This window comes from Candidatus Oscillochloris fontis, from assembly GCF_004138135.1.
GTDB classification, from domain to species: Bacteria; Chloroflexota; Chloroflexia; order Chloroflexales; family Chloroflexaceae; genus Oscillochloris; species Oscillochloris fontis.
Genome location: NZ_RYFD01000074.1, coordinates 1 through 13,061 on the forward strand (window position 1 = coordinate 1; position 13,061 = coordinate 13,061).

General features: G+C 60.7%; 11 protein-coding genes. 5 read left to right on the top strand and 6 right to left on the bottom strand.

The genetic code is table 11. The features are described from left to right. The first annotated feature begins 77 nt into the window (after positions 1-77). The 4 genes from EKD03_RS17235 (at position 78) to EKD03_RS17250 (ending at position 4,507) form a co-directional block, all read left to right on the top strand. Positions 78-749 (top strand): hypothetical protein, encoded by a 672-nt coding sequence (locus EKD03_RS17235; RefSeq protein ID WP_129633550.1) that lies wholly within the window; start codon positions 78-80, stop codon positions 747-749. Between the two features lie 121 nt (positions 750-870). Next, the gene (locus EKD03_RS17240; protein WP_129633552.1) at positions 871-1,239 is read left to right on the top strand and encodes a response regulator; all 369 of its coding nucleotides are present in this window, start codon (positions 871-873) and stop codon (positions 1,237-1,239) included. Positions 1,240-1,261: 22 nt separating this feature from the next. Then, positions 1,262-1,948: an HAD family hydrolase gene (locus EKD03_RS17245; RefSeq protein ID WP_129633554.1), complete on the top strand. Its 687-nt coding sequence runs from the start codon at positions 1,262-1,264 to the stop codon at positions 1,946-1,948. A gap of 3 nt (positions 1,949-1,951) precedes the next feature. Then, positions 1,952-4,507, top strand: a complete 2,556-nt coding sequence (locus tag EKD03_RS17250; RefSeq protein ID WP_129633556.1) for an MBL fold metallo-hydrolase — start codon at positions 1,952-1,954, stop codon at positions 4,505-4,507. 45 nt (positions 4,508-4,552) lie between these two features. Here the strand turns inward: EKD03_RS17250 and EKD03_RS17255 are convergent, their stop codons facing one another. The 3 genes from EKD03_RS17255 to EKD03_RS17265 all read right to left on the bottom strand — a co-directional run bounded on the left by EKD03_RS17255 (position 4,553) and on the right by EKD03_RS17265 (position 9,115). After that, positions 4,553-5,713 (bottom strand): 6-phosphofructokinase, encoded by a 1,161-nt coding sequence (locus EKD03_RS17255; protein ID WP_129633558.1) that lies wholly within the window; start codon positions 5,711-5,713, stop codon positions 4,553-4,555. A 39-nt stretch (positions 5,714-5,752) separates the two neighbouring features. After that, positions 5,753-7,984 carry a 6-phosphofructokinase gene (locus EKD03_RS17260; RefSeq protein WP_129633560.1) on the bottom strand — a complete coding sequence of 744 codons (2,232 nt, stop codon included), beginning with the start codon at positions 7,982-7,984 and terminating at the stop codon, positions 5,753-5,755. Positions 7,985-8,167: 183 nt separating this feature from the next. Beyond that, the gene (locus tag EKD03_RS17265; RefSeq protein WP_129633562.1) at positions 8,168-9,115 is read right to left on the bottom strand and encodes a ribose-phosphate diphosphokinase; all 948 of its coding nucleotides are present in this window, start codon (positions 9,113-9,115) and stop codon (positions 8,168-8,170) included. Positions 9,116-9,386: 271 nt separating this feature from the next. On the opposite strand from EKD03_RS17265, the gene pth reads away from it, so the two are divergent. Continuing rightward, a complete protein-coding gene (gene pth / locus EKD03_RS17270) occupies positions 9,387-9,956 on the top strand; it encodes an aminoacyl-tRNA hydrolase (protein ID WP_129633564.1) in 570 nt (189 codons plus the stop codon). A gap of 121 nt (positions 9,957-10,077) precedes the next feature. Here the strand turns inward: pth and EKD03_RS17275 are convergent, their stop codons facing one another. The 3 genes from EKD03_RS17275 to EKD03_RS17285 form a co-directional block, all read right to left on the bottom strand. Next, positions 10,078-10,848 (bottom strand): TlyA family RNA methyltransferase, encoded by a 771-nt coding sequence (locus EKD03_RS17275; RefSeq protein WP_129633566.1) that lies wholly within the window; start codon positions 10,846-10,848, stop codon positions 10,078-10,080. A gap of 183 nt (positions 10,849-11,031) precedes the next feature. After that, complete coding sequence (locus tag EKD03_RS17280) at positions 11,032-11,361, bottom strand: hypothetical protein (RefSeq protein WP_129633568.1); 330 nt, start codon at positions 11,359-11,361, stop codon at positions 11,032-11,034. A gap of 4 nt (positions 11,362-11,365) precedes the next feature. Continuing rightward, positions 11,366-12,979 carry a glycine--tRNA ligase gene (locus tag EKD03_RS17285; protein WP_129633570.1) on the bottom strand — a complete coding sequence of 538 codons (1,614 nt, stop codon included), beginning with the start codon at positions 12,977-12,979 and terminating at the stop codon, positions 11,366-11,368. Positions 12,980-13,061 lie beyond the last annotated feature (82 nt).

The following is a 13,061-nucleotide window of genomic DNA, read 5'->3' on the forward strand; positions in this document are numbered from 1 at the left end:
GGTGAGGTGCTGTTTTTTCATGCCACCAGTCTAAGTGACGTGGCGATAGAACACAAGAGGTCTTAATTTACGGACTAGTGAGTGCGCGTGGGAATACTAGTGGCTCACTGGCCACCGGGCGTTTTGAGGTCAGCGCCGCCCCTGGTGCTCCTGCTAGCCCTGGTGTCTACCTGACGGTTGAGCAGGAATTATTGCCGCAGGGCTACTGCTTCGACTTTATGGGTGAGGGCTATGCGGCTGAGGAGGAGATCTCGGTCTGGCTGCGCATGCCCGATGGCTCAGTCTCTGATGATGGTCTGGAGACGGAATTCCTCTCTGAGAGCGATGGCAGCTTTGGCTACTACGTCTGTTTCGGGCGGCTCTCGGCTGAGGGTACCTATGCCTTCACTGGCTATGGCAATAGCAGTGGTCGTACTGGCATCGTTGAGTTTGAACTGGAGCGCGGCGATTATATCGAAGCTCCGAATGATGCGACGCTGATTGTGGTGCCAGGTGAGGCCGAGCAGTTGGATACGGTCACCCTGATTGGTACCGGCTTCCTGCCCGGTGAGAAGATCAGCCTCTGGATCACATTGCCTAATGGGGTGGTGTTGAGCCTCTTCTCCGGGATTACTCAGGATGGTACCTTCGAGGAGGAAGTTACCGTGCCGCCGCTGCCGATTGGTACGCATTATATCTCTGCATATGGGCATACCAGTGGTATCCGTGCCGTAGCAACGTTGGAACTCTTACCGGGTGATGGTAATTAACTAGTACACTGTCCGGCGTTAACACGGCCTGTCGGGTCTCAGAACCCGATAGGCCGTGTTTTGTTTGGTGGGGCTGATCGCGTATAATCCATGAGACTCGGTTGTAGCGGAAGGGAAGGCGATGCTCGTCCTTTTGGTTGATGATAACCTGTTGATGCAACAGGTGCTGCATCACTACCTAGAGAGCCAGAACTATACCGTGGTGCTGGCTGATGATGCCGCTTCGGCCCTTGCGTTAGCACAACAGATGGAGTTCCATCTCCTGTTGATTGATATGCGTCTGCCCGATATGGATGGCCCGCAACTCTTGTTGGCCCTGCGCACCCTTCCTGGTATGCAGAGGTGCCCGGCGATTGCGCTGAGTGGCTTGGGTGGTGCGGATCGTGAATGTGCCCTTGATGTGGGATTTGATCTTTTCTTGATTAAACCAGTTGATCTGGATGTTTTAATGCAGGCACTGGAGCGCTTGATTGATTCGAGTCGCCCATAAAAGATCGGAGTATAGATTCGCTATGGATCGTTTGATTCTCTGGGATGTTGATGGCACCTTGCTGAGTACCGATGGGATTGCCGCCGCAGCGATGCGGATAGCCATGCAGGTGGTGGTTGGCCCCGCAGCACCGATGGAACGCACATCCTATGCCGGGAAGACCGATTGGCTGATTATCCACGAGAGTTTTCCGCATCTGGGGGCGCAGGGTGTCGCCGACCGTCTGCACGAGTTTGCCGCTGCCTATACCGCTGGTCTGGAGCAGCAACGCGAGGCACTCCGCCAACGCTCGCAGGTCTTTCCGGGGGTGACGCTGCTGCTCGAAGCGCTGCGGGCCACCGCTCGCCAAGCCCCGCTGACCGGCAATATCGCCGCTGCGGCCCGGATTAAGCTGGAGTGTACCGATCTTCTGCCGCTTCTCGATCTGGAAGCCGGAGCTTATGGCGATGATCACTATGATCGGAATGCCCTCGTTCCGATTGCGGCTGATCGCGCCGCTCAACGCTATGGTCGCTCCTTTATGGGCCGCCAGATTGTGATTGTTGGCGATACCCCCAACGATATTGCCTGTGGCCGGGCGAATGGGGCGCGGACGGTGGCGGTGGCAACTGGCCCCTATAGCCGCGAGGAGTTGGCTGCCTATGCCCCCGATGTGCTGCTCAGCGATTTGAGTGATACTGAAGCGGCGCTGGCTGCTATTCTGGGGTGATGCATGCAGATCCAATTTCTCGGTGGTGCGAGTGCGGTTGGTGCGACGTGTCAGTTGGTACACGCGGGTGGACGGCGGATCTTGGTGGATGCGGGTGTGCGGATGGATGGTGCCGACCGCCTGCCCGACCTCGCCGCGCTTGATGGGGTTGCGCTCGATGCGATCATTATTACCCACGCCCACGCCGACCATATCGGAGCGTTGCCACTGGTGGCCGACCGCTATCCGGCGACGCCGATCTATGCGAGTCCGGCCACCATTCGCCTGATGGAGGTGATGCTGGGTGATGCGGTGCGCGTGATGGCGCGGCGTGCGGCGGAGGAGTTGGAACTGCCGCTCTATGATGCGGCGCTGGTGGCCGAGACGCTGCGCCGTCTACGCCCGCTGCACCTGGGTGGCCAGAGCCTGCCCGAACTGCCCGGTGTGGTTGTCTCGGCCCAGCGCGCTGGCCATATTGCGGGTGCGGTCAGTGTGGGCTTCGAGGCCGCCGATGGGCGACTGGTCATCTCCGGCGATGTGAGTGCTACCCCGCAGCGCACGATCCTCGGGGCGGCTCCGCCCGCTCCGCGCCGCCCCGATCTCTTGGTGTTGGAGAGTACCTATGGGGCACGCCTGCACCCCAACCGGGCGGTCGAGGAGCGCAAGTTGGCCGAGGCGGTGGGTGCGGTGATTGCACGTGGTGGCCATTGCCTCATTCCCGCCTTTGCACTGGGGCGTGCCCAAGAGGTGATCCTGATTCTGCGCGCTGCCCAGCGCGATGGGCTGATCCCGGTCTTCCCGATTGCGGTGGATGGTCTGGTGCGCTCGGTCTGTGCGGCCTATGCGGCCATCCCCGATGCGCTCACGCCGGCGCTGGCACGCCACATCCGCAACGGCAATAAGCCCTTCTTCAGTAAGTATATCCAACCGATAGAGAATCCCCAGCAGCGCGAACAGATCTTGGCTGGTCCGCCCGCTGCCATTATCAGTTCGTCGGGCATGCTCACCGGCGGCCCGTCGGTCTGGTATGCCGAGCGTCTCGCCGAGCGCCAAGAGGCAGCGATCTTCTTCAGCGGTTATTTGGATGAGGAGGCACCGGGGCGGCGGTTGCTTGATCTGGCCGATGCGGCTCCCGATCTGCGCCGCATGACCTTTGGCGAACGTACCATCCCGATGCGTTGTGAGGTGGGCCGGTATAGCCTCAGCGCCCACGCCGATGGCGACGAATTGGCGGCGATTGTGCGCGCCCTTCAGCCGCGTACCGTTGCGCTGGTGCATGGCGACCCGGAGGCGCGGGCGGCGCTGGCGGCGCGGCTGCGCGGCTTGACCGAGGTGCTCATCCCGCGTGATGGCCAGGATCTTGAGATTGTGCCCGCGCAGCGCGGTGGGCGGCGCGTGGCCGCCCCGGAGCGCCCCGCGCCCGCGCTGGTCGCTGCGTTGGGCCAGGGGGCCACGATCACTGCGGAGGGCTTCGAGCGGCTCTGGACGGCGCTGCGTGATGGCACTGGGGTGCAGGTCTTGAGCCTGCGCGAGTTGACGCGGGCATGGTATGGTGCGGCGGCAGATGCGGTGGCCGAGGAGCAGATGCAGGCGCTCCTTGAGCAGGGGAGTGGCTATTTTGTCCCCGTGCCACATGCTCCCGGCCTGTGGCGTGTACCTGCACCCACCGAGGTGCGTCGCCTGCAAGCGGCTGGCCCACGTCGCAGCGGGCCACGCATTGATACCGTCGCGATCCTGGCGGTGATCGATTCGTTCTTGGGCCATGTGCCCGATCTCTACCAACGCGGGGTAGACCCAGAGAGTGGCGCGGTGACGCTGCGCTACTTCTTCCCGGCTATGGCCAAGCTGCGTGATGCTGCCGCGATTGCCCAGATTACTACCGCGATCAACGCTCCGGTGACGGTCTGGCCGCACCCGCACCAGGCACAGATCGTGGCGCTGGCGCTCGATCTGTTGCCCGCTGGTGTGCAGGCCGAGCGCACCCCGGCGCTCTACCCGCACGAGTCGCGGATCGAGGTGCGCTGTACGGGCCATGCCGAGCCGCAGCAGATCACGGCGGCGGAGGCGGCCTTTGCCGAACGCACCGGCTGGTCGCTGACGATCCGTACCCCTCACTCCCCGCCGTCCGTAGTGGCAAGTGATCCAGAGGTATGCTATACGCCCTCAGCCGACGCCAAACGCTGCGAACTCAACTTCGCGCTCAACACCGCCCGCACCTGGTTTGGGGCTGCGGATGGTTGCTACAAAGCGAGTGCTGATCAGCAGTCCGGGGTGGTAACATTGCGCTTCCACTTCCCGGAGGCTGCGCAGCAGCGTTACGCCCAGCGCCTGACTGACCTTGCCGAGCAGATTGGTTGGACGGTGCGGATCTGGCCACAACCGCACCAGGAGGCACTGATCAGGGCAGCGCGGGCGGCGCTGCCCCCCGGCGTGCAGGCCCAAGGTTCCCCGGCGCTTCAGTTGGCCACCCGCGAAGTGACCGTGCGGGTGCAAGGGAATGTGCCGCCAGAGGCCATCGAGGCGGCCACACGCCAGTTCAGTGAGCAGACGGGGTGGGTGTTGCGGGTGGTGATCAAGTAGGGGTTCTGGGGCGGCGGCGCTGCCCCAGAAGATCTAAGACATGATCTAATACAAGAACATCGGCTTGCCGATCAGGTGGGTCATGTGCGGGCGGTACTCTTGCACATCGTACAGCTCGTGGACATTGACCCGCTTCACGCCCAGAATCGGCATATCGGCGGGGACGGTGGTGTAGACGCCGTTCTGGAGCGCCACCATGATCCCACTATGGCCACGCTCAAGCTCCTGGATGGCGAGGTTGCCGTAGGAGGTCGCCACCATCCGGTCGAGCGAGTCGGGGGCACCGGCGCGCATCAGGTAGGCGAGTTGCTGGTTGACCACATCAATGCCGGTGATCTTCTTCAGTGCATCACCAACTATCGAGCCAATGCCGCCCAGCTTCTTGTGGCCGTAAGCATCCTCTTGGCCATACTCCATCACCTGGCCACCGAGCATACTCGCGCCCTCAGAGATGACCACCACCGCATAGTTGCTGGGGTTATTACGCCGGTCATCTACAAGCATCTTGGCTAGGCGTTCAATATCGAAGGGCACCTCGCTAATCAGTGCGCGGTCGGCATCGGAGAGATAGGCCGAGATCAGCGCGGTTTCGCCGCTGTTGCGCCCAAAGAGTTCAACTACCGCGATGCGCTCGTGGCTGCCCGCCGGGGTGCGCAGCGCATTGATGAACTCGACACTGCGAGTGATCGCGGTACTAAACCCGATACAGTAGTCGGTACCAAAGACATCGTTATCCATCGTCTTGGGGATGGAGGCGACCCGCACACCCTCTTTGTAGAGGCGCACCCCAAAGGAGAGTGTATCATCACCGCCGATGGGGATGAGCGCATCGAGCTTTAGTTTCTCAATCACCTTGAGCACATGGGCGGTGCAGTCAGCCGTCTTTTGGCCTTCGGCGAAGGGGTAGGCATCGGCCAGAAAATCGGGCAGGTCGGCTTGACGTACCTTTTGCGGATTGGTGCGTGAGGTGTGTAGATGGGTGCCACCATAGCGGTCAATCGTGCGCACATCATTCTTGGTGAGCGTCTCGACCCACTCACTCTGCTCGGCCTCGTCCTTATCGAGTTGATAATTGAGCAAACCAGCCCACCCGCGTCGAATCCCCATCACCTCCCAGCCATTGGCTGCTGCCCGATTGACCACCGCCTTGATGCATGGGTTGAGACCAGGTACGTCACCACCACCTGTCAGGATACCGATTTTCATGGTCGTCTCCTTCTCGCTACATATGAGAACAACGTATGCCTACTCGTGATCCATGCGATGGTTCAGGTCGTGCGAGACACTCCCTAACGCCATCCACCACTGGTCACGTGGGCGGGCGTGGGCTGCATCCATCATGCGGGGCATATCTTCGAGCTTGAAGATCTGCATCTTACCATTCTTATAGCCAATGAAACTGCTTTCCGCCTCGTTGTGATGTCCCTGTTCGATCAGATACTCAACACAACGCACCGCGAGGCGGGTCGCTTGGATACGGTCGAAGGGCGAGGGGTCGCCGCCTTGTTGGAGGTGGCCGAGGATCGCCTGGCGCACCTCGAAGAGTTCGCCGCCCTCCTCTTCAAAGAGCGAACAGATAAAGCCAGTGGTATAGATCGGGTTGGAGCGTTCGTTGCGGATCATCAGGCTCAGGCGCTTACCACGGCTAAACCAGTAGCACATCTCCTTCAGATCATCCTGAAGATCCTTGAGGGTAATCCCCTCTTCGGGCAGATAGGAGCGTTCGGCACCACTCGCCAGCCCACTCATCAGCGCCAAATAGCCACAATCACGGCCCATCACCTCGACGACAAAACAGCGCCGCGAGGCAACCGCACTCTGCTTGATGCGGTCAATAGATTGGACGATATTATTGAGTGCTGTATCCGAGCCGATGCTCAGTTCGGAGCCAGGGAGATTATTATTAATACTCGCTGGCAGGCAGATCATAGGAATATTGAAGGCAGGGAAGATATGGCGTTCGCTATAGAGACGGTGGCATGTCTGGTAGCCTGCCCAGCCGCCGATCATCAAGATGCCATCAATCTGGTGGCGCTCGATGGTGCGGGCGATCTGGTAGAGATCTGGCCCTTGGGGGATGTGGCGATTCGTGCCGAGTTCCGCACCACCCAGCGTTGCCCAACCACTCACACTCATCCAATCCATCTCGAAGAGGTCTTCGTGGATGAGACCCTGGAACCCGTTGCGTACCCCGATCACCGTATGCCCATGATCAACGGCCACGCGCACAGCGACACGCACCGCCGTATTCATACCGGGGGCCGGGCCACCCGAATGGACGACCGCGAAGCGCAGGGCACGTTCACCGCTGCGTAAGGGGTGCGGTTGGGGTTGCACCAACGTACCAAAGGTACGAAAGGCTTCGCCAAAGCTGCGCCCGCGCAGTTCCATCGCTCGTTCATACTCCTGCGCTGTGACGGCTTCGGTCACGGCGCGGGTATCGGCGACACAGCGCATGAGGGGGACACGGGTGACCCGGTTTTCGCGCAGGCCGATCAGTTGTGGCTCGCGTTCGGGGGTGGTCGAGATCAACTCCAACACCGCCGTATAGCCCAGCAGGGTACTCATCCAGCGGTCGAAGGCACTCGGCGCACCACCGCGTTGCACATGGCCCAGGATGGTGACACGGGTATCTTCACCGAGTCGTTCTTCAAGCAGGTGCTTGATCTCCTGCGAGGTGATCGGCTTGCCCTGCCGATCACGAGCACCTTCGGCCACGACGACAATACTATCGCGACGCCCACTCTCACGGCCTTTCCTGAGCACCTCACAGACATGGCTCTGCCAATCGTCCATTTCAGGCGGATTCTCAGGAATAAAGACCCAGTCGGCACCACCAGAGATTGCCCCCATCAGGGCGAGGTAGCCACAGTTGCGCCCCATCACCTCGATCACAAAGGTGCGCTGGTGGCTCGCGGCGGTCGATCCAATCGCATCAATCGCCTCGGTGATGCGGTGGAGCGCCGTGTCGGCCCCGATGGTCATGTCGGTGCCGCTGAAGTCGTTGTCAATCGAGCCGACAATCCCCACAATCCCCAGGAACGGGTGCTGTGCAGCTATTGCTGCGCTGATGCGGCCTTCAGCGACCAGTTCTTGGATCAGTTCTGGCCACTCCTGGCGAAAGAGATTTGCCCCGGTCAGGCTGCCATCACCGCCAATCACTACGAGCCGGTCAATCCCACGTTCTAGCAGGTTGGCTGCGGCTGTCCGACGACCTTCGCGGGTGCGGAAGCTGGTGCTGCGGGCGGTACCGATAACCGTGCCACCCTTATGCAGAATACCACCAACATCATCCCAGGAGAGTTGGCGGATCAGATCGCCGCCGTGGATGATCCCCTCGTAGCCCTCATAGATCGCAAAGACTTGGCACCCCCGGCTGATGCCGGTACGTACCACGGCGCGCACCGCAGCGTTCATTCCCGGCGCATCACCGCCACTGGTCATGACACCGATGCGCAACTGTTCCTGTTCCGACATAGATCCCCTCGTATGCCAATGTCTGAACCGCTATTAGTATCGCACTTCTTGGCCTAGCTTGCCGAACCGGTAGTCAGGACATCACTTAGTTATTATCTTGTTACCAGAGAGGGCGTAGGGGCGAAGCATCGCCCGCCAACCTCATTCGGGTGCCCCCGCCACATGGCGGGCGATGCTTCGCCCCTACACCGGGAACATCCCACTGATCGACTCGTGGGTATAGATGCGCCGGATTGCTTCGGCTAAGAGCGAGGAGACCGAGACGACCTCCATCTTGGGCGAGAGCGTTACCGGATGGGTCTCGATGGAGTCGGTGAAGAAGAGTTTCTTGAGCGGGCTGGCGTCAATCTTTTCCACCGAACCAGGCGTAAAGACGCCGTGGGTGACCATGGCATAGACATCCATCGCCCCGGCTTCGATCAATCGCCGTGCTACTTGGGCCAGCGTGCCCCCAGAGATGGTGAAGTCATCAACGATCAGCGCGGTCTTCCCCACCACATTCCCGATGATCTCCAGCACCTCGGCATTCTCGGTATGATCGGGGCGCTCCTTGTTGGCAATTGCCAATGAGGCTCCCAGGTAGGCGGCGTAGCGCCGGGCGGCCTTCACAAACCCGGCATCGGGTGAGACCACCACGAGGTTGGGGAGATCTAAACTGCGCACGTGGTCGCACAGAACCGGCAGGGCGTAGAGGTTATCCACCGGAATGCGGAAGAAGCCCTGGATCTGTGGGGCGTGCAGATCCATCGTCACCACCCGATCTGCGCCTGCCGCCTCAATACAATCGGCGCAGACGCGGGCGCGGATACTCACCCGTGGCTCGTCCTTCTTGTCCCCTTTGGCATAACTAAAGTAGGGGATAACCGCTGTCACCGAAGCGCTACTGGCGCGCTTCAGTGCATCAATCCAGAAGAGCAATTCCATGAAACTGTCGTTAGTGGGAAAGACGGTGCTCTGGATAATAAATGCCTCGCGGCCACGCACATTCTCCAATACCCGCACAAAGGTGTTGCCCTCTGAGAAGATCTTGGTCTCGTTTCGGCCCGGCAACGTGTTCAGGTGGACACAGATCCGATCAGTCAGGGTACGACTGCTACTGCCTGCAAAGATGACCACATCCTCAAAGCCCATGACGTTCCTCCGGATTGGGCGATGTTTGCTTTCCGGCGGCTAGTATAGCATGGTGTTGGGTGGGGTTACGCCCCAAACCCCAATTTTTGGTGTTGTTTGGCGGCGAAGCCGCCAAACAACACCAAAAGAATCTTCTGGGGCGGCGCAGCCGCCCCAGAACCCCCACCGGAGGGGTAGAGACGGTTCACCGAGCCGTCTCTACCCAACTCTACCTGCAATCTCTGGTACAATCTGAAGTCGGTGTCCTTCGATTGAACGACCGCCTAAACCTATGTGGCTCCTGATTGGCCTGGGCAACCCAGGCGAGAAATACGACCGCACGCGGCATAATATCGGCTTCGCCTGCTTAGACACGCTGGCCAAACGGCACGGCCTGGAGTTCCGCACCAAACGCGCCAACAGTCTGGTGGCTGAGGGCACAATCGCGGGCCAGCGCGTGGCGCTGGCGAAACCCCAGACCTACATGAATGAGAGCGGGCGCGCTGTCTCGGCGCTGCGCTCCTGGTACAAGATCGAGCCAGCCCAGGATCTGCTCGTCATCTATGATGATCTCGATCTGCCCTTTGCGCGTCTGCGTCTGCGCGAGCGTGGCAGCCCTGGTACCCACAACGGCATGCGCTCGATTGTGGCCCAACTCGGCAACAATGCCTTCCCGCGTCTGCGGGTGGGGATTGACCAGCCCCCCGGCAAGATGGACGCGGCGGCCTATGTGCTCGGTCGCTTCAACAAAGAGGAAGAGGCCCAGATCCCCGATCTGTGTGATCGGGTCGCCGATGCGGCTGAGGTGGTGCTGCGCGATGGGGTGATCGCGGCGATGAATCGCTATAATGCTACGGGGTAGGATTGGGGTAACTCGAAGCCTTGTTTTGACGCTAAGGCGCAGAGACGCAAAGGTTTTGATGGGGCCTCTATTGAATACTTTGCGCCTTGGCGTCTTTGCGTCAGAACCGCTATGCTAGGGACTATTTGATTACCGCCGCAATTCCAGCCTCGATCTCCATTGCCACCCCGCCCGGCTGGAGCCATGCCAGAAACTCCACGTTCCCCGCCGGGCCGAGGAGCGGCGAGCGCTCCAGCCCACATGGGGTAAGCCCCAGTTCACTTGCAGACGCCAAGACCGTGCGCAGCACCGCACGGTGTACCGCTGGATCGCGTACCACCCCGCCTTTGCCCACATGCTCCGCGCCCGCCTCGAACTGCGGTTTGATCAGCGGTACAATCCAGCCATGCGCGGCCACAAGGCGTTGCAGCGCGGGCAGCACTAGCCTGAGCGAGATGAACGAGACATCCACCACCGCGCCGTCTACTACCTCGGCGAGACGCTCCACATGGCGGATATTGGTGCGCTCCAGCACTACCACGCGTGGATCAGCGCGCAGCCGGTAGTCGAGGATGCCATAGCCGACATCCACCGCATAGACTCGCGCCGCGCCGCGTTGCAGCAACACATCGGTGAAACCGCCGGTTGAAGCCCCGGCGTCGAGAATCACCAGACCCGCCGGGTCAAGCCCGAAGCTGTCGAGGGCGTGGGCCAACTTGTGGCCACCCCGGCTGGCATAGGGCAACCCGGCAGTGACTTCGATCTCCACCTCGGCATCTACCATCGCCCCCGGCTTGCCTGCCGGTTGCCCATTTACGCGCACACTCCCGGCCATGAGCAGGGCTTGGGCCTTGCTGCGCGTTTCGGCGAGACCTCGGCTTACCAGGAGTTGATCAAGACGAATTTTGGGCATAAGACTTGATTTGTAGCAGGTTGACACTGTGCCGCCGTATGCCCCTCACCCCCAGCCCCTCTCCCGTGGGCTACGCCCACAGGCGAGGGGGGCACATTCCTGGGGTACCCCGGAGCATATCCCCCCCTCGCCTGTTCGCGCAGCGAACGGGAGAGGGGGGCTAGGGGGGTGAGGGCTACAGAGCTACTTTCCCTCTAACCGCGCAATCTCGGCTTCCAGATCTGCCACCATCGTCAGTAACCAATCCGGTGCGGGGTTGTACGGGTCGTTCAGCTTGGTGCGCAGCCGCCGTAGCTCGCGTTGCCGTCCCGCCAATTCACTCGAAAGCTCGTCATTGGCTGGTTCTGGTTCGGGCGGGGGCATGGGCTGTGCGTCCAAATAGCCTTCGAGCAACTTGGTCACCAATACATCCAGGTTCTGCTCGGCCTGATGCAGCAGCGCATCCAGCTTGGTGCGCTGCTCGGCGGTCAGGTAGACCCGCGTTGGTAGGGTAAAACGTCCGTTATGTTCCATAAGATCACCGTAGGCGGTCGCGGAAGTACTCCGGCAACTCGCTCATCAAAACCCGCTCTTGCTGCATGGTATCGCGATCACGTACCGTGACCGTACCAGTCAGGCTCGCGTCCTTGCCCTGACCGAGGGTATCAAAGTCTACGGTGATGCAGAAGGGGGTACCGATCTCATCCTGGCGGCGGTAGAGCTTGCCGATGGCCCCGGTATCATCATAGACCGTGCGCATATTGCCGTCGGCCTGCAAGGTCTTGCGGATCTGGCGGGCGGTGGCGACAATCTCTGGTGCGTTGCGCTTGAGCGGGAAGACCGCGACCTTGATCGGGGCCAGCGCGGGTTTGAGGTGCAACACCGTGCGGTACGATTCGTCCAGCGCCGGGTCGGCTTGGCCGCGCAGCTTCTTACTCAGTTCGATGCTGGCGGCACCGGGCAGATCGAGCAGGGCGGGGATCTGGGCCATGTGGGCGGCGACATCCTGGCCGATGGCTTCGGCGCGTTCGAGAATTGCATCGCGCTGGGCCGGATCGAGTTTCTCGTTACGCCCCACGCTCTTCACAAAGGCGGCCAGGGCATCACTGACCGCCTGGGCGCGCTCTGCCGACACCGGCTTGATCTGCTCCTCATCGTAGGCTTCGGTGAGCAGCGCCAGCACCCCGCGATCCACCCCGGCGGACGGCTCGATCACAAACGGCACCAAATGGCGCTTCGTCTCTGGGTCGAAGTAGGTCAGGCGGGCGGTGCTATCCGTATTCTCCGCCACCTTAGCACTAATCCCCAGGTTGGCCTGATCCTTCGAGTGCGAACCGAGGTCATAGTCACTGCGCGAGGCAATCCCTTCCAACTCCTCAAAGCCGATGGGGAAGCGGTACATCAGATCGTAGGTCGCCTTGGAATAGTGGGCCAGATCGGCCTTGGGCACCGTATAGACCTGGAGGTTGTCGCTGCTGAGTCCCACGCTACGCCACCAGGCTAGGCGGTCATCGAGCCATTGCTGGTGCCATGCGTCCTCGGTGCCGGGCATGACGAAGAACTCGATCTCCATCTGCTCAAACTCGCGCACGCGGAAGATGAAGTTGCGCGGGTTGATCTCGTTGCGGAACGCCTTACCGATCTGGGCGATCCCGAAGGGCAACTTGCGCGAAGTAGTTGCCAGCACATTCGCAAAATTGACAAAGATACCCTGGGCAGTCTCTGGGCGCAGATAGGCGAAGGAGGTATCATCAGCCACCGGGCCAACCTGAGTCTTAAACATCATATTGAAGGGGCGCGACTCGGTCAGATCCTTCGAGCCACAATTGGGGCAGACCCCCTGGATATGATCGGCACGCCAGCGGCTCTTGCAGGCGCGGCAATCCACCAGCGGATCGGTGAAGGTCTCCTCGTGGCCGGAGTACTTCCAGGTCAGCCGGTTCATGAGGATGGCCGCGTCCAGCCCCTCCATATCATCGCGCTCATAGACATTAGCGCGCCACCAGGCCGCCTTGAGGTTATTTTTAAGTTCAACCCCCAACGGGCCAAAATCGTAGGTACCCTGAAGCCCGCCATAAATATCGCTACCGGGGAAGATAAACCCACGACGTTTACATAATGATACAATCTGATCCATTGTTACGGCTGGCATAGGTACTGCTACTTTCTACGTGATCACATGTGATCAGCGGATGAAATTCCTGCTTCATCCCAGCGTGCCATCCGAGGATGGT

What these genes read in the sequence shown, in the direction of transcription:
- EKD03_RS17255 (WP_129633558.1), bottom strand. Translation starts at nt 5,713, where the DNA reads ATGAAAATCGGTATCCTGACAGGTGGTGGTGACGTACCTGGTCTCAAC.
- EKD03_RS17275 (WP_129633566.1), bottom strand. Translation starts at nt 10,848, where the DNA reads ATGCCCAAAATTCGTCTTGATCAACTCCTGGTAAGCCGAGGTCTCGCC.
- EKD03_RS17250 (WP_129633556.1), top strand. Translation starts at nt 1,952, where the DNA reads ATGCAGATCCAATTTCTCGGTGGTGCGAGTGCGGTTGGTGCGACGTGT.
- pth (WP_129633564.1), top strand. Translation starts at nt 9,387, where the DNA reads ATGTGGCTCCTGATTGGCCTGGGCAACCCAGGCGAGAAATACGACCGC.
- EKD03_RS17265 (WP_129633562.1), bottom strand. Translation starts at nt 9,115, where the DNA reads ATGGGCTTTGAGGATGTGGTCATCTTTGCAGGCAGTAGCAGTCGTACC.
- EKD03_RS17245 (WP_129633554.1), top strand. Translation starts at nt 1,262, where the DNA reads ATGGATCGTTTGATTCTCTGGGATGTTGATGGCACCTTGCTGAGTACC.
- EKD03_RS17285 (WP_129633570.1), bottom strand. Translation starts at nt 12,979, where the DNA reads ATGCCAGCCGTAACAATGGATCAGATTGTATCATTATGTAAACGTCGT.
- EKD03_RS17260 (WP_129633560.1), bottom strand. Translation starts at nt 7,984, where the DNA reads ATGTCGGAACAGGAACAGTTGCGCATCGGTGTCATGACCAGTGGCGGT.
- EKD03_RS17240 (WP_129633552.1), top strand. Translation starts at nt 871, where the DNA reads ATGCTCGTCCTTTTGGTTGATGATAACCTGTTGATGCAACAGGTGCTG.
- EKD03_RS17280 (WP_129633568.1), bottom strand. Translation starts at nt 11,361, where the DNA reads ATGGAACATAACGGACGTTTTACCCTACCAACGCGGGTCTACCTGACC.